This is a genomic window from Catellatospora sp. NPDC049609 (assembly GCF_040675365.1).
In the GTDB taxonomy this organism is placed as follows: domain Bacteria; phylum Actinomycetota; class Actinomycetes; order Mycobacteriales; family Micromonosporaceae; genus Catellatospora.
The window spans coordinates 43,824-62,195 of the sequence record NZ_JBFAOU010000016.1 but is presented as its reverse complement, the minus strand read 5'-3'; the positions used below and the strand labels follow the sequence as shown (position 1 = coordinate 62,195).

Here is an 18,372-nt window from a genome sequence, read left to right as displayed (position 1 = left end):
CATCATCACGATTTGACCGCACCCTCCATGATGCCGCGGACAATCTGCCTGCCCCCGACGAACAAAAGAATGATCAGTGGCACGGTGGCCACGAACGCACCGGCGAGCACCCGCCGGTACAGCACATAATTACCGCTGGCCAGGTCGAACAGCGCGACCATCGAGGTCGGGAAGTCCGTGCCGCCCAGCGTGATGAGCGGCCACTGGAAGTCGTTCCAGGTGCCGACGAAGGTGAGCAGGCCGAGCACGGCCAGCGCGGGCCGGATCGCGGGCAGCACCACGCTCCAGTAGATGCGCATCGTGGTCGCGCCGTCGACGCGCGCCGACTCGATCAGCTCGTCGGGCACCGCGCCGAGGATGAACTGCCGCATGTAGAACACGCCGAACGCGCTGACCAGGCCGGGCACGATGACCGCGAGCAGGGTGCCGTTCCAGCCGCCCTCGCCGGGCATGTAGCCCATGAGGATGTAGAGCGCGACCACGCCGAGCTGGTTGGGCACGGTCAGGGTGAGGATGACCATCACCATCAGCGCGTTGCTGCCCCGAAAGCGCAGCTTGGCGAAGGCGAAGCCGGCCACCGAGCAGAAGAACAGCACCGAGACCGTGACCACGGTGGACACGATGAAGCTGTTGACCAGCGACTCGGCGAAGTACACGTCCTGCATCGAGAACACTTCGCGCAGGTTCTTGGTGAACTCGGCGCCGGGCAGGAACTTCGGCGGGATCTCGGCCAGCGCCGCGTCGGTGCTCGTCGCGATGACGAACATCCAGTAGATCGGGTAGATCGCGATCAGGAACGTGAGGCCGAGCAGGACGTACGTCCAGGCGCCGGCCGGGGAGTCCTGCGGGGCGCGGCCGACCGCCGAGAGCCTGCCGCGGCGGCGGCGCGGGGCGGGCGGCGCGGGCCGCGCGCCGGCCGCGCGGGTGTCGAGGGCAGTGCTCACCGTCGTCCTCCTCCGAGCCGGTTGGTCACCAGGGTGTTGACGGCCGCGACCACCACGATGATCAGGAACAGCGCCCAGGACATCGCGGCCGCGTAGCCGAGGTTCAGGTTCTTCCAGCCCGTCTTGTAGATGAGCTGGGCTATGGTCTGCCACTCGCCGTTGGACCCGCCGGTGGCGGCGGCCGGGTTCGACTCGAAGAGCATCGCCTCGGTGAACAGCTGCAGGCCGCCGATGGTGGACAGCACCACGGTGAAGATGACGACGGGCAGGATCATCGGGACCGTGATCCGCCACAGCTGCTTCCAGGCGCTGGCGCCGTCGAGCGCGGACGCCTCGTAGATGTCGCGCGGGATGGTCTGCATCGCGGACAGGTAGAGCAGCGCGTTGTAGCCGATCCACTTCCAGTTGACCATGGTGGCGATGGCGATCCAGGACTGCAGCTTGCCGGCCCGCCAGTCGATCGGATCGTCCAGGCCGAACAGCGACAGCACCCAGTTGGCGGTGCCGTAGTCACGCCCGAACACCACCAGGAAGACCAGCGTCGAGGCGGTCACCGGGGTGATGTACGGCAGCAGCATGCTCACCCGGAACCAGATCTGCCCGCGCAGCTTGCGGTTGAGCAGGAACGCGATGCAGATGGCGAGGAACAGCTGCGGCACCGTGGACAGCAGGAAGATGCCGAAGGTGTTGTAGAGCGCGTTCCAGAAGTCCTCGTCGGACAGCAGGCGCTCGAAGTTGCCCAGGCCGGCCCAGCCGTCCTGGGTCGGGTCGTCCAGGCGCCAGGTGCGCAGGGCCACGATCCCGTTGAAGATCAGCGGGAACAGCCCGAAGATCGCGAAGAGGATGAAGAAGGGTGCGATCAAGACGTAAGGCATCTGCTTCACGTCGAATCGGTGCAGCCGGCGCGAGAGCCCGCGCACGATTACCTCCGTTTACCGAGGAAGGTCGATATGATTCCGTCGCGGAACGCGTCCGGCGCCCGGCGTGCCGCACTGCGGCGCTGCAGGTCGAGCCGTGTCCCGTCGCGGCGGGCGAAGGGGTGGACGCCGTAGGGAGACGCCCACCCCTTCTGATCCCTACTGCCGGACTCAGGCCTTGCTGGCCTTCTCGGCTTCCTTCACCGCCTGCGCCCAGGCGTCGGCGGCCTTGGTGGTGCCCGCCTGGACGGAGTTGATGACGTTCTCGACCGCGACCCGGGTCGGACCGTTCTTCTTGCCCAGGTACTGCGGGGTCAGGTTCTCCGCGGTCTTGGAGAAGATCTGGCCCACCGGGGCGTTGTTGAAGAACGGGTTCTTGAAGTCGGCGATGTTCGGGTCCTTGTAGAGGGCCGGCTGCGAGGGCAGGTTGCCGACCTTCTTGAAGATCTCGATCTGCTGCTCCGGCTGGATCAGCCACTCCAGCAGCTTGTACGCCTCGTCGACGTTCTTGCCCTGCTTGGGCACGGTCAGGAACGAGCCGCCCCAGTTGCCGCCGCCACCGGGGATGGCCGCGACGTCCCACTTGCCGCTGGTGTCGGGCGCGGTGTTCTTGATGTGGCCCTGCATCCACGCCGGGCAGGCGAGGACGGCGAAGTCACCCTTGACGAAGCCCGCGTTCCACTCCGGCGACCAGGCCGGCAGGTTCGCCGAGAGGCCCGCGTCGATCGACTTCATGGTCAGGTCGAACGCGACCTTCGGGCCGCCGTCCAGCTTCAGCGCCTCGGACTCGTCGTAGAAGCCCACCGGCTGCTGGCCCAGGATCGGGTTGAACAGGTTGGTGGCGTTGTCGAGGAACTTCTTCTTCGAGGCGGCCGTGTACTGCTGGCCGACCTTGATGAAGTCGTCCCAGGTGGGCCACAGCGCCGAGACCTTGTCACGCTCGACGGGCAGCCCGGCCGCCTGGAACAGGTCGGTGCGGTAGCACATGGCCAGACCGCCGACGTCGGTGCCGAGGCCGATCTGGGTCTTGCCGTCGGCCGACAGGGACTGCTTCCACTTCCAGCCCAGGTACTTGTCCTGGTACTGGCTCGCGCCCTTGTCCAGCAGGTTCACGAACTTGTCGGCCTGGCCGCGGAAGCTGACGATGAAGCCCTCGTCGATGGCGGCGATGTCCGGCGCGCCGGTGCCGGCGATGAGCTTCTTCTGCAGGTCCTCGTGCTGGGCGTTGTACTCGCCCGAGTTGAGGACGATCTTCACGTTCGGGTTGGCCGACTCGTACTTGGCCTTCAGCTCGTCGAGTCCGAAGTCGCCCCAGAAAGCGATCTTCAGCTCGACCGGGCCGCCGGGCTCCGACGGCTCACTGCTGCCGCCCTTGCAACCGGCGAGTGCGAGCGCGGTGACCGCCACGAGAGCGGTCGTCACGGCCCAGCCGGACCTGTGCAGTCGCATGTACGTCCTCCCGAAACATCTGGCAACACCCCGCAGACATCGCGAAGCGTCTACTGAACCGGATAAGTGTGAACACGGTATGGGCGCGCTCCCAACGTGTCAATAGGGGGTCGATCTCGTGACGAACCTGTGACGCCGACCATGAAAACCGATTAAGCAACTTTGCTTCCGGTCGATATGTTGTGTCCGACCGGCGAAAATGGTGAAGTGGTCGCGCTCTCACTGCGGCATGATCAGCGGGCTGCCGGGAACACGCGAAGGGGGTGGACGCAGCCGTGGCCGAAGACTTGAAGATCAGTGACCGGGTCGTGATACCCGCTGCCGAGCTGCGCGAACGCTTCTCCCGCAGCTCCGGTCCGGGCGGTCAGGGCGTCAACACGACCGACAGCCGCGTCGAGCTCTCCTTCGACGTGGAGCGCTCCCACGCCCTCCCCGACGACCTCCGCGCCCGCGCCCTCGACCGGCTCTCCGCTCGCCTGGTCGACGGCATTCTCACCATCGCCGCCAGCGAACACCGCGCCCAGCTCGCCAACCGCGAAGCCGCCCGCGCCCGCCTGGCCGCCCTCCTCCGCGAAGCGGTGTCCCCACCCCCACCCCCGCGCCGCCCCACCAAGATGAGCAAGGGCGCCAAACAACGCCGCCTGGACTCCAAAAAACACCGCTCCGCCCTCAAACAACTCCGCCGCGGCTCCCACGACTGACCCCGCGATGCGCCGATCTTGCGTGGACGGTGGGTACGACACGCACTTCTCGGGCAAATCCCCAACAGTTCGCGCAAGATCGTCGCGATCTTGGGGTGGGGCGGGGTCAGGTGCGGGTCTGGCGGACCTCGGGGTTGACGGGGGCCGCGGCGGCCAGGCGGAGGAACAGGTCGCAGGCGGTCTGGGCCTGGACGCGGCGCTGGTAGGCACGACTGGCGACGGCGACCGAGCCGGGGGCGGCCTCCAGGCGCCAGGCCCAGGCGAGGCGGCTCACGCGGTGGATCATCGGCTCGACCTCGGCGACCGCCGCGCGGACCTCGTCGACGGCCCGCAGGCATGCCTCCACATCGGGGAATCCGTTGTCCGAGCGGCCCAGGTCGCGGTTGTTGCTGGACAGCAGCCGCCAGGTGACGCCGGCGCTCGCCCGCTCGTAGAACTCGAAGCGAGCGGTCAACGTCTGCTCCCGTGAGTCGGCGATCCGGATCACATGACCGTCGCCCGCCGACATGGACGGCCGCTGTCGCCCAGGTGAACAGCGTGCGCCCCGCTGGGCGAAGAGACGGTCACAGCACCTCGCCGCGCAGCTGCGGGAAGACCTTGCCGACCTTGCCCAGCAGGTAGTCGCCGTACGTCCCCGTGAAGGCGCGCAGGTCCTGGCCGTCCCAGCGCGGGTGGCCGTCGGTGCCGGTGCGCGCCCGGCCGGGCAGCGGCGGCACGGTGGCCGAGAAGTCCGGGTCGAAGAAGAACGGGAACGACAGCCGCTCGTTGCCGCTGACGTTGCGCACCCGGTGCGGGGTCGACCGGTACCACCCGCCGGTGAGCCGGTCCAGCATGTCGCCGATGTTGCAGACGAACGTGCCGGGCACCGGCGGCGCGTCGACCCAGCCGCTGGGCGTACGCACCTGCAGGCCGCCGTTGTCGTCCTGCGCCAGCAGGGTGAGCAGGCCGTAGTCGGTGTGCTCGCCGACGCCCCAGCCGTCGTCCCCGGACGGCGACGGCGGGTAGTGGAAGATCCGGAACAGCACCGTCGGGTCGGCGGTGTACCCGCTCGCGAAGTAGTCCGCGGGCAGGTCCAGGCTCACCGCCACGGCGCGCATCACCTCCTGCGCCACCCCGGTCAGCGCCGCGACATACGCCGGGACCAGCTCGGCCAGCGCGGGGACCTGGCGGGGGTACAGGTCGGCGCCGTGCAGCGGCAGGCCCGCCCGCACCCGGGGATCGTCGTCGGGCAGGTCGAGGCCGAAGTACAGGCCCTCCTTGAGATCCGGGCGGCCCGAGGTCAGCTCGCCGCCGACCGGGAAGAACCCGCGCCAGGCGCGCCCGCCCCGGGCCATCGCGATCTCCAGCTTGACGTCCTCGGGCAGCGCGAAGAACTCCCGCGCCGCGGCGTCGAGCCGTTCGAGCAGCTCGGTGGGCACGCCGTGGCCGGTCAGGTAGAAGAAGCCGCTGTCGCGGCACGCCGCCTGGATCTCCGCGGCCACGGCGGCCCGGTCGGCGGACAGGTCGATGATCGGCAGCGCGGCACCCATCCCGCCATTGTCGCCCGCGCGACCCCGTGCCCGTGCTCGTGGCGGGACGTTCCCACGAGCACGGGCATGGTCGCCCGGCGGTCAAGAAGCAGTGTGGCCAGGCATCCGCTCAGGAGTACTCCGGGCAGCCGGGAATGTGCAGCAGGCCGACCGCGCCGCGATCGAGGGTCCACCCCGCCCCGCTACCGTCCTGGGGCACCACCTGGACCTGCCGACCGGGAGCCCACAGCAGCTCCGTGCCCCGCAGGCAGGCCCGGCCGGCAGGACTGCCGCCGGCGTACGCCTCGGGCGGCAGGTCGTACCGGCGCAGCGGCCGGCCGTCCACCGCCGAGAGCGTCACGTACCCGCTGATCCGGCCGGCGCGACTCGCCTGCTGCACCTCGACGATCAGCTCACCGCCCGCGGCGGGGAACACCCGGGCGACGGGCCCCCGGGTCGCCGGCAGTCGCTCGTCCGGCTTCATCAGCACGCCCAGGTCGGCGGTGAACCGTCGCGCCGTGCCGGCGGCCAGGTCGAGCAGCTCCACCTCCAGCGCGGTGTCGCCGGCCCGGCCGGTCGCCGACGCCTGCACCAGCTCGCCACTGTCGAGCACGCCCGCCCAGCTCCAGCCTTCGCGCCGCGGCTGCGATACGAAGCGCGTCCCGTCCGCTGTCGACTGCACGGCGACCCGGCCGTCGAGGCGGTATCCGGCCAGCCGGGCGCCCGAGGGCGACCAGCGCGGCAGCCGGACGCCCGGCACCGTCCACTCGGCCGTGCCGGTCAGATCGCGGACGACCGCGCCCGCACCGGTGATCCGGACCAGCCAGCGGCCGTCGGGCGACAGCTCGGCCGGGAAGAGGCTCCGGGTCGTCGGGCTCTGCGGGACCGTCGTGCGGAACCACTCGCCGCCGGCGAGCACGTCCACGGTGATCGGCGTCGTCTGGCCGTCGACCCGCAGCAGGGTGGCGATGCCGATGCCGCGGTCGCGGGGCAGTGCGGCCACCGGATCCGCCGCCTCGGGCAGCCGGGTCGGCAGCGGCGGCAACAGCGGCAACGCCGATGCCGATGGGCTGGGTGTGGGTGTCAGCGGGGGCGGCGCGGAGTCGCCGCCGCGCAGGGCGAACAGCGCGGCGACCAGGCCCAGCGGCAGCACGGCCAGCGCCGCGCCGACCGCGATCCGGCGCGACCGGGACGTGCGGGCGCGGGTCAGGGCGGCTTCCGCGTCGGCGTACGCCCCGGCCTGCTCGGCGAACATGGGCAGCGCGGACCGCAGCTTGCCGAGGGCGGTGTGGGTCTGGCTCTTGACCGTGCCGATCGAGCAGCCCATCGCGGCGGCCGTCTCGGCCTCCGTCAGGTCCTCGTAGTAGCGCAGCACCACCACGGCGCGCTGCTTCGCGGTGAGCGTGTCCAGGGCCCGGCCCAACACGACCCGGTCCACGACCTGGCGCGGCTCGTCCGGGCCGGGCAGCTCGGGCAGCTCGGCCATGGGACGCGCCGGGCGGCGCCGCCACCACGAGATGTGCTCGTTGATCATCGTGCGCCGGATGTACGCCTCCGGCTGGCCGTACTCCATGATCTGCCGCCACCGGACCGCGGCTTTGGCCAGCGCGGACTGCACCAGGTCCTCGGCGGCGTGATGCTCACCCGTGAGCAGGAACGCGGTCCGCGACAGGGCTCCCCCGCGGGCCACGACGAACTCGTGGAACCCGTCGAACTTGTTCATGTCCTACCTCCGCACCCCACTACGCAGCGGGACGCCGAAGGGTTGGCAGTCATCTTCCGGTACGCGCTCGTGCGCTGCTCCGGCCCGCACCTGCCGGGCCGGAGCAGCGGCGCTCAGAGGAGGGTCCCGCAGCCGGGCAGGCGGTACCGGCCCGGCGGGAGGGCGACGGCCGTGTCGGCCCCGCCCGGCTCCTGCCGCACGTGGAACGCGTCGGCGCCCCGCCAGACCAGCTGCGGGCCGCGCAGGCAGAGCACGAAGGTCGAGCCGATCGGCGCGGCGGACGCGGGCAGGTCGTGGCGGCGCAGCACGCGCCCGTCGGCGAGCGAGAACTCAAGGTACGCCCGGGTGTGCTGGCCGGTCTCGTCCCGCAGCTCGATCGCCGCGACGCCGTCGGCGCCAGGATGGATGAACGAGTAGGCCAGGAGGCTCTTCTCCGCCTGCTCCCCGGCCCGGCGCCACCCGGCGAGGTCGACGGTGAGCGGCCGGACGGCGTCCGTGCGCGGTTCGACCACCTCCAGCAGGACCGCGTCGTCTCCGCCGCCGGTCCGGACGCGCAGCAGCTCGCCCGAGTCGAGCACCCCCGCGACGGCTGTCTTCTTGTCCCGCCGCATCACCGCGACGAGCGTGCCGTCCACGACCGACATCCGCAGGTGGCGGCTGTTCCAGGTGTCGTACCCGATCAGCCACTCGCCTGCGGGCGACCAGCGCACGACCTGCGCTCCGGGCATGGTCCACGTGGTGGTGCCGGTCAGGTCGCGGGCGAAGGCGGTGATCCGACCGTCGTCGCCCGGTCCGATCCACGTCAGCCAGCGGCCGTTCGGTGAGAGCGCGGCGGGGTACGCCGCCCGCACCGCCGCGGAGGCGTGGCTGCCGGGTGGGAAGATCCAGGCGTCGGGCACGGTCAGGCGGTACCACGAGCCGTCGACGAGCACGTCGAGCCGGGCCTTGCCGGGTTCGGTGGTGTTGTCGTGGCGCAGTAGGGAGGCCCGGCCGACGCCGCGGTCGGCGGGCAGCTCGGCGACGGCGGCGGAGCCGGGCACCTGCGTGGGCACCGGCGGGTACGGCACCGACGCCGACGGGCTGGGCGAGGGCGTGCCGGTCAGCGGCGGCGGGACCGCGTCACCGCCGCGCACCGCGAACAGGGCCGCGACCAGCACCACCGGCAGCACCAGCACCGCGGCGCCGACCGCGATCCGGCGCGACCGCGACGTGCGCGCGCGGGTCAGGGCGGCTTCCGCGTCGGCGTACACCCCGGCCTGCTCGGCGAACATGGGCAGCGCGGACCGCAGCTTGCCGAGGGCGAGGTGGGTCTGGCTCTTGACCGTGCCGACCGAGCAGCCCATCGCGGCGGCGGTGTCCGCCTCGGACAGGTCCTCGTAGTAGCGCAGCACCACCACGGCGCGCTGCTTCGCGGTGAGCGTGTCCAGGGCCCGGCCCAACACGACCCGGTCCACGACCTGGCGCGGCTCGTCCGGGCCGGGCAGCTCGGGCAGCTCGGCCATGGGACGCGCCGGGCGGCGCCGCCACCACGAGATGTGCTCGTTGATCATCGTGCGCTTGATGTACGCCTCCGGATGCCCGTTGGCGACGATCTGCCGCCAGCGGACCGCGGCCTTGGCCAGGGCCGACTGCACCAGATCCTCGGCGGCGTGGTGCTCGCCGGTGAGCAGGTAAGCCGTGCGCGACAGGGCTCCCCCGCGGGCCACGACGAACTCGTGGAACCCGTCGAACTTGTTCATGTCCTACCTCCGCCACCCACACGCAGCGGGACGTCGCGGGGTTGGAGGTCATCATGCGGTACGGGTGGCGACCACTAACTGAAGAAGTTTCGCATTGGATATGCTGCCGGTCACATCCCCGGCGTTGGAGAGGGCAGCGTGGACGCAGACGTCATCGTGGTCGGAGCAGGGCTGGCGGGGCTGGTGGCCACCGCGGAGCTGGCCGACGCCGGCAAGCGCGTGATCCTGATGGACCAGGAGCCGGAGGCCTCGCTCGGCGGGCAGGCGTTCTGGTCGTTCGGCGGCCTGTTCCTGGTCGACTCCCCCGAGCAGCGCCGGATGGGCATCCGGGACTCCCGCGAGCTGGCGATGCAGGACTGGCTGGGCAGCGCCGGGTTCGACCGCGAGTGCGACGCCTGGCCCCGGCGCTGGGCCGAGGCCTACGTGGACTTCGCCGCCGGTGAGAAGCGGTCCTGGCTGCACGCGCAGGGCGTGCGCTTCTTCCCGGTGGTGGGCTGGGCCGAGCGCGGCGGCTACCTCGCCGACGGGCACGGCAACTCGGTGCCGCGCTTCCACATCACCTGGGGCACCGGACCGGGCGTGCTCGCTCCGTTCGTCCGCCGGGTCCGCGCCGCGCAGGCCAAGGGCCTGGTCACGCTGGCCTTCCGGCACCGCGTGGATGAGCTGACCCAGACCGCCGGCGCCATCGACGGGGTACGCGGCGCGGTGCTGGAGCCGAGCACCGCCGCGCGCGGCGAGGCGAGCTCGCGCACCGAGGTCGGCGAGTTCGCGCTGCGCGCGCAGGCGGTGATCGTGACCTCGGGCGGCATCGGCGGCAACCACGACCTGGTCCGGCAGAACTGGCCGGAGCGGCTGGGCAGCGCGCCGCAGCGGCTGCTGTCCGGCGTGCCCGCGCACGTCGACGGCCGCATGATCGGCATCACCGAGGCCGCGGGCGGCAACCTGATCAACCGCGACCGGATGTGGCACTACACCGAGGGCATCGCCAACTGGGACCCGATCTGGGCCGAGCACGGCATCCGGATCCTGCCCGGACCGTCGTCGCTGTGGCTGGACGCGACCGGCAAGCGGCTGCCGGTGCCGCTGTTCCCCGGCTTCGACACCCTGGGCACGCTCGAACACATCATGCGCACCGGGCACGAGTACACGTGGTTCGTGCTCACCCAGAAGATCATCGAGAAGGAGTTCGCGCTGTCGGGCTCCGAGCAGAACCCCGACCTGACCGGCAAGTCCGTGCGCCAGGTGCTCAAGCGGGCGCTGCCCGGCGCGCCCGGCCCGGTCGAGGCGTTCAAGCGGCACGGCGAGGACTTCGTCGTCGCCGACACCCTCGACGAGCTGGTCGCGGGCATGAACAAGCTGACCGGCGAGGGCCTGCTCGACCTCGCCGACGTGCGGCGGCAGGTCGAGGCCCGCGACCGCGAGATCGACCACCCGTTCACCAAGGACCTGCAGATCACCGCGATCCGCGGGGCGCGCAACTACCGCGGGGACAGGCTCGTGCGCGTCGCGCCGCCGCACCGGCTGCTCGACCCGAAGGCGGGGCCACTGATCGCGGTCCGGCTCAACATCCTCACCCGCAAGACACTGGGCGGGCTGGAGACGGACCTGGCCGGGCGGGTGCTGCGCGCCGACGGCAGCCCGCTGGCCGGCCTGTACGCGGCGGGCGAGGTGTCCGGCTTCGGCGGCGGCGGCGTGCACGGCTACCGCTCGCTGGAGGGCACCTTCCTGGGCGGCTGCATCTTCTCCGGCCGCCAGGCCGGCCGCGCCGCCGCCGCGGCGCTCTGACCGCACCCGACCCCGGGTGGGGAAGGGCACCTTCTTATACGCAAAGCGTTAAGAAGGTGCCCTTCCTTTCGTTTCGGGCGGGAGAATCCAGGCATGACGGAGACTGCTGTCGAGGTGGTGGTCGCGACCCGGGACGGGCGGGTGCGCGGGCGGGTCGACGACGGTGTCGCGGTGTTCCTGGGCATCCCGTACGCGGCGGCGCCGTTCGGCGAGCACCGGTTCCGGGCGCCCGCGCCGGTCACACCGTGGCGGGGGGTGCGCGACGCGCTGGCGTACGGGCCGACCGCGCCGAAGGCGCCGTTCCCGCCGCCGCTGGACCGGTTGCTCAGCGACCCGTCCATCCCGGGCGAGGAGTGCCTGAACCTGAACGTGTGGGCGCCCGCGGGTGCGACGGGCCGGCCGGTGCTGGTGTGGATCCACGGCGGCTCGCTGCGCAACGGCTCGAACTGCCTGCCCGCGTACGACGGGCGCAACTTCGCCCGGGACGGCGTGGTGCTGGTGTCGATCAACTACCGGCTCGGCATCGAGGGCTTCGGCGTGTTCCCCGACGCCCCGGGCAACCTGGGCCTGCGCGACCAGATCGCGGCGCTGGGCTGGGTGCGCGACAACATCGCCGCGTTCGGCGGTGACCCGGGCAACGTCACGCTGTTCGGCGAGTCGGCCGGGTCCATCTCCATCGGCGCGCTGCTGACCAGCCCGTACGCGCAGGGCCTGTGCCGGCGGGCGGTGCTGCAGAGCGGTGCGCCGACCGCGCAGCAGCCCGAGGCCGCGGGCCGGTCGACCCGGATGATCGCCAAGCGGCTGAAGGTCCCGGCGACGGCGGCGGCCTTCGCCGCGGTCCCGCCGGATCGGCTGCTGGCCGCGCAGGTGGCGATCACCCGGGGCGGGGCGCCGATCGGCAACGGGACCGGGTTCACCCTGGCCGTCGACGGCGACGTGCTGCCCCGCGACCCGATGGTCGCGCTGTGCGAGGGCGCGGGCTCCCACGTCGAGCTGATCCTGGGCTACAACGCCGAGGAGTACCGGCTGTGGTTCGTGCCGAGCGGCATCGTCGACCGGATCAACCGGCTCACGCTGCGGCTCGCCCTGGCCAAGTTCCGGGTCAAGGCGCGCACCGCGCGGACCTACCGGGCCGCCCGGCCCGAGGCCACGCCGGGCGAGCTGCTCGGCATCATCGCGACCGACCGCCTGCTGCGGCTGCCGCTCAACCGGCTGGCCGACTTCCGCCTGCCCGGCGCGACCTGGCTGTACGAGTTCGCCTGGCCGTCGCCCGTGGAGCGGCTCGGCGCCTGCCACGCGCTGGAGATCGGCTTCGTGTTCGACAACCTGTCCTCGCCGGAAGGGCTGCCGCTGGCCGGGCCGAACCCGCCGCAGGAGCTGGCGGACACGATGCACCGGGCCTGGGTCGACTTCGCCACCACCGGCGACCCCGGCTGGCCCCGCTGGGACGGCACCCGCCCGGTCATGCGCTTCGACGCCCCCGACTCCCGCCTGGTCCACGCCCCCAACGACGCCGAGCTGACCGCCTGGTCCTGACGGCGGTGGCAAGATCGCTGTTCGGTGTCGAAACGTGACGTGGAACCGCAGCTCTTGGCACGGAACAGCGATCTTGCCGACAAGATCCCGCCCCGCGCGGGCGGGCGGGTCAGTGGGGCTGGGCGAGCTGGGCGGACAGCAGCGCCGGGGCCTCGGCCAGGGAGGGGCCGTACCAGGTGAGGTGGCGGCCGGAGACCAGCGCGCACGGGGTGCCGCCGAACGCCTCGGGCCCGTCGTCGCCGGTGAAGGCATAGGGCTCGTCCGGCAGCACGATCAGCTCGGCGCCCTGGCCCAGGATCTCGTCCAGCGCCGGGCGGGGATAGCGCTCCGCCGCGGCCGCGTAGGCGTTGCCGATGCCGAGCCGGCGCAGCACGTCACCGGCGAAGGTGTCCCCGCCGAGCACGACCCAGGGCCGCCGCCAGACCGGGATCACCGCCCGCCGGGGCGCCACGGCGGGCAGCGCCGACCACGCGGCACGGGCCTGGGTGAGCCACTCGGGCTCGCCGGGCGCGCCGAGCGCGGCCAGCAGGCGGCCCAGCTCGTCGAGGGCCTCGTCGACGGTGCGCGGGTAGGTCACATGGAGCGCGACGCCCGCGGCCCGCAGCGCCGCGGCGTCGGACTCGCGGTTCTCCTCGACGTTGACCAGCACCAGGTCGGGGCGCAGCGCCAGCACGGCGTCAAGGTCGGGGTACTTGCTGCCGCCCACCCGGGCTACCGCGAGGTCCGCCGGGTGGGTGCACCAGTCGGTCGCGCCGACCAGCACCTCCGGCACGGTGGCCGCGACGGCCTCGGTCAGCGACGGCACCAGCGACACGACCCGCATACGCCGAGGCTAGTGCGCGCCGGGGTCGTCGAGGTCGTCGACCAGCCAGCGCAGTGCCTCCATGGGTGGCAGCGGCTTGCTGAACAGGTAGCCCTGCCCGTACGGGCAGCCGATCTCGGCGAGGATCTCGCGCTGCTCCTGCGTCTCGATGCCCTCGGCGATGACCTCCAGCCCGAGGGTGTTCGCCAGCCGGACGATGCCCTCGACGAGTGCCCGCTGCTGCTCCGAGACCGCGATCTCGCCGACGAAGGACTTGTCGAGCTTCACCACGTCCAGCGCCATCTGGCGCAGGTAGCTCAGCGACGAGTAGCCGGTGCCGAAGTCGTCGATCGCGACGCGTACGCCGGCCTCGCGCAGCTGGGCGAGGTCTGCCCAGACGTCCTCCTCCTCGTGCAGCAGCAGCGACTCGACGATCTCCAGCATCAGCCGGTTGGCGGGCAGCCCTGCCTCGTCGAGCTCGCGCAGCAGGTCGGCCACCACGCCGGGCGTGCGGAACTGCCGGGCCGAGATGTTGATGCTGACGTACGGCCCGAGCCCGGCGTGGGTGGGCCAGCGCGCTGCCATCGCCAGCGCCTGGCGCACCACCTGCGTGCCGATCGGCACGATGAGCCCCGACTCCTCGGCCAGCCCGATGAACTCGCCCGGCCCGAGGGTGCCCCGGTGCGGGTGCTCCCAGCGCACCAGGGCCTCCAGGCCGACCGTGCGGCGGCCGGTCAGCCCGACCACCGGCTGGTAGCGCAGGCTGAACTCCTGCTCGGCGATGGCCCGGTCCAGGTCGGCCTTCAGCTGCAGCCGCTCGACCAGGGCCTCGTGCAGCGCCGGCTGGTAGCGCCGCCACTGCCCCTTGCCCTCGCCCTTGGCCGAGTAGAGCGCGAGGTCGGCGTGGCGCAGCAGCTCGTCGCCGTCACCGGCGTGCCGGGTGGTGGCCACCCCGACGCTCGCGCCGGCGGGCACGACCTGCTCACCCACGGGTACGGGCGCCGACAGCGCCCGCACCACCCGCTCCGCCACCTGCTCGATGGCCCCGGTGCCCGCGGCGTCCTCGATCAGCGCCGCGAACTCGTCACCGCCCAGGCGGGCGGCGGTGTCGTGCGGCCGCAGCACCCCCTTGAGCCGCTCCGCGACGGCGGTGAGCAGCTCGTCCCCGACCGGGTGGCCCAGCGTGTCGTTGACGTCCTTGAAGTCGTCGAGGTCGATGAAGAGCACGCCGGTGATGGAGCCGTTGCGCCGGGCCCGGTCCACGGCGAGGGTGACCCGGTCGATGAACAGGGCGCGGTTGGCCAGCCCGGTGAGCGAGTCGTGGAACGCCCGGTGGGTCAGCTCCCGCTCCAGCCGGCGGCGCTGGGTGACGTCGCGCAGGGTGATCACCAGGCCGCCGACGGTCGGGTCCTCGCGCAGGTCGCGGCTGGAGACCTCGACCTGCAGCCGGCGGTCGCCGAAGCCCCAGACGGTCCAGTCGGTGGTCTCGCCGCGCCGCTCCTGGCGCGCCCGCAGCAGGTAGCCGGCGCTGCGCTCGCGCTCCTCGGGCACGACCAGGTCGAGCAGGTGGTTGCCCTCCAGGCGCTCCCGGCCGAACATCGCCGCGGCCGACGGGCTGCAGTAGCGGATCTCGTCGCCGTTCCCGATGATCATGATCACGTCGGCGGTGTTGTGCACCAGCGCCCGGAAGTACGCCTCGCTGTCGCGCCGGTTGACCTCGTCGTTGAGCATGATCCGCGACAGCGCCAGCGCGGCCTGCAGCGCCAGCACCTCCATCGCGCCCTGCAGCGTACGCAGCACGTTCTCCTGCGCGGCGACCACCAGCGTGCCGATGCTGTGCCCGCCGGAGGTCCCGTTGGCCGGCGCGAGCGGGCAGCTCAGCGCCACGTCGAAGCCCGCGAGCGCGCCGGAGTGCTCGGCGGGCAGGTCGCCGGTGTGGCACAGCACGGCGGCCCGGGGGCGGGTCGCCATGGTCTCGGCGGGCGGGGGCGCCTCGCCCGCGCCCTCGTCGAGGCTGAGGATCACCCGGTGCGCGCAGTGCGGCGGCATCAGGCCGGTGGCGGTCTGCCGCACCACCTCGGTCACCTGCTCCACGCCGGTCGCGGCGACCAGGTCCACCCCCGCCTCGCGCAGCATCCGCTCGCGCGTGAGCGCCTGCCGGTGCACCCGCATGGCGTCGATGAGCCGGACCAGGACCAGCACGAACATGGCCAGGCAGAGCAGCGCGATGCCCTCGGGGCTGCGCACCGGCCCGCGCAGCGCCTGGAAGAGCAGGACGAGCGGGGGGATGAACGAGGACAGGCCCAGCACCACGACCCGGCGGCCGCTCAGCTCCATCCCCGGCCCGGGGCGGGGCTCGGTGAGCCAGACCATCGACGGCAGCAGCGCCGCCAGGCCCCAGCCCCAGTAGAGCAGCATCCAGCCCGCGTCGAGCGGGCCACCGATGTGCCAGAACCCGTCGAGCCGGGCGAACAGGTGCAGGTTGTCGCTGGTGAACATGCCGGCGCTGCCCACCGCCAGCAGCGCCACCGGCGCGCTCCACCGCGCCACGATCACGATCCGCACCACCATCGCCAGCAGCAGCAGATCAGCCAGCGGGTACGCGACCGCGGCGACCTGCTCCAGCGGCGACAGCCCGGGCGTGCGGAAGCGCGGCTCGATGAGGAACATCCACGCCAGCAGGCCGAGCGCCAGCAGCAGGGTGATCGCGTCCAGCACCCCGGCCCGGTCCCGCACCGCCGACCCGGAGCGGGCCAGGCCCAGCAAGCCGGCGCTCATCAGCGCGAACATGGCGAGGTAGCACAGGTCGACGACCAGGGGCACCTCGTACGGGGCCAGGTAGTCGCTGTTCAGCAGCGCCGAGAAGAGGTCGCCGATCACGAACAGCACCAGCGCACCGGACATCAGCAGCCAGGGCAGCCGCTCGCGCGGCCGGTTGCGGTGTACGCCGTACACGATGGCGGCGGCGCCGCTGAGCCCGAGCACGGTCCAGGTCGCCACCTGCCACGGCCTGATGGCGTAGAAAAGCACGCCAAGCAGCACCATCCAGGCCGTGAAGAGCACTGAAACGGCGCGAGACGACACAATCCCCTCCGGATAACACTATTACGGCGCCGGTTCCCTGACGTGGCAACGCGAAAACCAACGTTTCGGGCAAAGCGGCGCACGATCGTCGATCGTTTTGAGGGCCGCTTGCGGGACCGGGTAGTCTGTCCGCCTGCCCCATGGCACCGAGGCTGTCTCACATAAAGATCTGCCGAGCCACCGTCGCGCAATCCCCGACGACGGACCGGCCGCCGGACCCGCTGCATCCCCCGCAGCACCGACGGCGCAGGCCCGTCCGCGCGGCGAACGACGGAAGGAAGCACCTCCGTGACCCCCACCCGGCCCCGACGAAGGCACGCGGCCCGGCTGGCGATCGTGCTGGCCGCGGCACTGCTGGCCCTGACCGGCCTGGCCCCCGCCACGCCCGCCCTGGCCGAGCCGAACGAGGGCAGTTCGAAGACGCTCAAGCAGCTGCGCGAGAACCTGGACGCCGCCGCCAAGGGCTACCTGGAGGCCCAGGCCGCCCTGGAGGCGTCCGAGCTCAACCAGAAGGCGCTGGCCGCCGAGCTGGCCACGGCCGAGGCGGAGCTCGGCGAGCTGCGCGGGAACGTCGCCGCGTACGCGGCCGAGGCGTACAAGACCGGCAAGCTGGGCATGATCGGGCTGATGATCGACGGCACCAAGCCGGGCTCGCTGCTGAGCAAGGCCAGCGCCATGGACCGGATGACCCAGCGCGACCAGAGCAAGCTGCGCGACTACCGCACCCGCAAGCAGGAGGTCACCGCCAAGAAGGCGGCCATCGGCGTGCAGGTCAAGCTGCAGCAGGACGCGCTCAAGGAGATCGACAAGCGCAAGAAGGCCGCCTCGAAGGCGCTGGCCGTCGCGGACGGCCGCGACTCCAGCGGCTACATCAACCCGAACTCGCCGCTGGCCAAGCCCGCGCCGCGCAACTCCGACGGCTCCTGGCCGAAGGAGACCTGCTCGGTCAACGACCCGACCACCAGCGGCTGCATCACCCCGCGCACGCTGCACGCGATGAACCAGGCCAAGGCCAACGGCTTCAAGCGCTACGTGTCCTGCCACCGCTCCGGCGGCGACGGGGAGCATCCCAAGGGCCGCGCCTGCGACCACGCCTCGGCGACGGACGGGTTCAAGAACTCGTCGGCCACCGGCGGCGACCGCACCTACGGCAACAACCTGGCCGCGTTCTACGTCAAGAACGCCAGCCGCCTGGGCATCATGTACGTGATCTGGTTCTGCCAGATCTGGGTCAACGGCGCCTGGAAACGGTACGGCTCGACCGGCTCCAGCTGCGGCGACAGCCCGGCCGGCGACCATACCAACCACGTACACGTGTCGATCCTCTGAGCATCCGCGACACCGCGGGGCGCCTGCGGCCGCAGGTGCCCCGCGCCGCGTTTGCGCCCGGAATCGGTGGCATGGCGGGCACGCGGACGGGCACAGTGATGGCATGACGAACGTCGGAGATCCGCCGCAGTACTTCTGGTGCATCAAGCACAACCGGGTCGAGCACGGCGACGACCGGTGCCCGGCGAAGTTCCTCCTCGGCCCGTACCCCTCCCCCGCCGACGCCGAGCAGGCACTGGCCCGGGTGAAGGAGCGCAACGAGCAGTGGGAGGACGAGGACGCCCGCTGGAGCGGGGACCCGTCCTAGCCGCCGGTCACTCGCGGGACGGCCGCCGCCTCCCGCAGCAGGATCGTCAGGTCGGCGGTGGCCGCGCGCTGCCGCCGGCCGGCGTGCTCCAGCTCGAAGACCAGCTTCACCACCACCTCGGCGAAGCCCTTCGGCCGGGGCCGGGTCGACAGCAGCTCGGCGCCCATCCGCACCAGCGCGCCCACCGGCACCGGCGCCCGCAGCCGCAGGTTGTCCAGCCCCTGGTTCACCGTCATGTCGATGCCCTCGACGCGCCAGATCTCGGCCAGCAGGGTCGGCGTCAGCGACATGGTCAGGAAGCCGTGCGCGATGGTGCCGCCGTAGGGCCCCGCCGCGGCGCGCTCCGGGTCGGTGTGGATCCACTGGTCGTCCCAGGTGGCCTCGGCGAACAGGTCGACCTGGCGCTGGGTGATCTCGTGCCACTCGCTGTGTCCCAGGAAGCTGCCCACCGCGTCGGCGAGGTCGCGTACGTGTGTCACGGTCGTCGGCACAGCGGCATCCTATGCGGACACGGTGTATTTGTGACCCGGAGCGGTGGCACTTCCGGC

The 18,372-nt window shown here is 72.0% G+C and carries 15 protein-coding genes; 5 read left to right on the top strand and 10 right to left on the bottom strand.

The annotated features are described in order from the left end of the window. Window positions 1-5 precede the first annotated feature (5 nt). The 3 genes from AB0J67_RS07375 to AB0J67_RS07365 all read right to left on the bottom strand — a co-directional run bounded on the left by AB0J67_RS07375 (window position 6) and on the right by AB0J67_RS07365 (window position 3,310). Complete coding sequence (locus AB0J67_RS07375) at window positions 6-812, bottom strand: carbohydrate ABC transporter permease (RefSeq protein WP_363477497.1); 807 nt, start codon at window positions 810-812, stop codon at window positions 6-8. Between the two features lie 128 nt (window positions 813-940). Further along, entirely contained in the window at window positions 941-1,819 is an 879-nt protein-coding gene (locus AB0J67_RS07370; RefSeq protein ID WP_363477445.1) for a sugar ABC transporter permease, read from the bottom strand. 213 nt (window positions 1,820-2,032) lie between these two features. Next, a complete protein-coding gene (locus AB0J67_RS07365) occupies window positions 2,033-3,310 on the bottom strand; it encodes an extracellular solute-binding protein (protein ID WP_363477443.1) in 1,278 nt (425 codons plus the stop codon). Window positions 3,311-3,585: 275 nt separating this feature from the next. On the opposite strand from AB0J67_RS07365, the gene arfB reads away from it, so the two are divergent. Then, window positions 3,586-4,011 carry an alternative ribosome rescue aminoacyl-tRNA hydrolase ArfB gene (arfB, locus tag AB0J67_RS07360; protein ID WP_363477440.1) on the top strand — a complete coding sequence of 142 codons (426 nt, stop codon included), beginning with the start codon at window positions 3,586-3,588 and terminating at the stop codon, window positions 4,009-4,011. Between the two features lie 106 nt (window positions 4,012-4,117). Here arfB and AB0J67_RS07355 read toward each other — a convergent pair whose 3' ends face one another. The 4 genes from AB0J67_RS07355 to AB0J67_RS07340 all read right to left on the bottom strand — a co-directional run bounded on the left by AB0J67_RS07355 (window position 4,118) and on the right by AB0J67_RS07340 (window position 8,981). Further along, the gene (locus AB0J67_RS07355; protein WP_363477437.1) at window positions 4,118-4,465 is read right to left on the bottom strand and encodes a hypothetical protein; all 348 of its coding nucleotides are present in this window, start codon (window positions 4,463-4,465) and stop codon (window positions 4,118-4,120) included. Between the two features lie 109 nt (window positions 4,466-4,574). Continuing rightward, complete coding sequence (locus AB0J67_RS07350; RefSeq protein ID WP_363477434.1) at window positions 4,575-5,540, bottom strand: 2-oxoglutarate and iron-dependent oxygenase domain-containing protein; 966 nt, start codon at window positions 5,538-5,540, stop codon at window positions 4,575-4,577. 109 nt (window positions 5,541-5,649) lie between these two features. After that, window positions 5,650-7,242: a SigE family RNA polymerase sigma factor gene (locus AB0J67_RS07345; RefSeq protein WP_363477431.1), complete on the bottom strand. Its 1,593-nt coding sequence runs from the start codon at window positions 7,240-7,242 to the stop codon at window positions 5,650-5,652. Between the two features lie 113 nt (window positions 7,243-7,355). After that, a complete protein-coding gene (locus tag AB0J67_RS07340; RefSeq protein ID WP_363477428.1) occupies window positions 7,356-8,981 on the bottom strand; it encodes a SigE family RNA polymerase sigma factor in 1,626 nt (541 codons plus the stop codon). A 138-nt stretch (window positions 8,982-9,119) separates the two neighbouring features. Between AB0J67_RS07340 and AB0J67_RS07335 the strand changes: the two genes are divergently transcribed. Next, entirely contained in the window at window positions 9,120-10,766 is a 1,647-nt protein-coding gene (locus AB0J67_RS07335) for an FAD-binding dehydrogenase (protein WP_363477425.1), read from the top strand. Window positions 10,767-10,859: 93 nt separating this feature from the next. After that, window positions 10,860-12,302, top strand: coding sequence for a carboxylesterase family protein (locus AB0J67_RS07330; RefSeq protein WP_363477423.1), 1,443 nt, complete (start codon window positions 10,860-10,862; stop codon window positions 12,300-12,302). 109 nt (window positions 12,303-12,411) lie between these two features. Here AB0J67_RS07330 and AB0J67_RS07325 read toward each other — a convergent pair whose 3' ends face one another. Next, entirely contained in the window at window positions 12,412-13,125 is a 714-nt protein-coding gene (locus tag AB0J67_RS07325) for a helical backbone metal receptor (RefSeq protein ID WP_363477420.1), read from the bottom strand. 9 nt (window positions 13,126-13,134) lie between these two features. After that, the gene (locus tag AB0J67_RS07320) at window positions 13,135-16,134 is read right to left on the bottom strand and encodes an EAL domain-containing protein (RefSeq protein ID WP_363477417.1); all 3,000 of its coding nucleotides are present in this window, start codon (window positions 16,132-16,134) and stop codon (window positions 13,135-13,137) included. Window positions 16,135-16,476: 342 nt separating this feature from the next. Here AB0J67_RS07320 and AB0J67_RS07315 point away from each other — a divergent pair, with 342 nt between their 5' ends. Then, the gene (locus AB0J67_RS07315) at window positions 16,477-17,517 is read left to right on the top strand and encodes a hypothetical protein (RefSeq protein WP_363477414.1); all 1,041 of its coding nucleotides are present in this window, start codon (window positions 16,477-16,479) and stop codon (window positions 17,515-17,517) included. A gap of 103 nt (window positions 17,518-17,620) precedes the next feature. Continuing rightward, window positions 17,621-17,824 carry a hypothetical protein gene (locus tag AB0J67_RS07310; protein ID WP_363477411.1) on the top strand — a complete coding sequence of 68 codons (204 nt, stop codon included), beginning with the start codon at window positions 17,621-17,623 and terminating at the stop codon, window positions 17,822-17,824. Here AB0J67_RS07310 and AB0J67_RS07305 read toward each other — a convergent pair. Next, the gene (locus AB0J67_RS07305; RefSeq protein WP_363477408.1) at window positions 17,821-18,315 is read right to left on the bottom strand and encodes a MaoC family dehydratase; all 495 of its coding nucleotides are present in this window, start codon (window positions 18,313-18,315) and stop codon (window positions 17,821-17,823) included. The two genes, AB0J67_RS07310 and AB0J67_RS07305, sit on opposite strands and share 4 nt — an antisense overlap. Window positions 18,316-18,372: the final 57 nt, after the last annotated feature.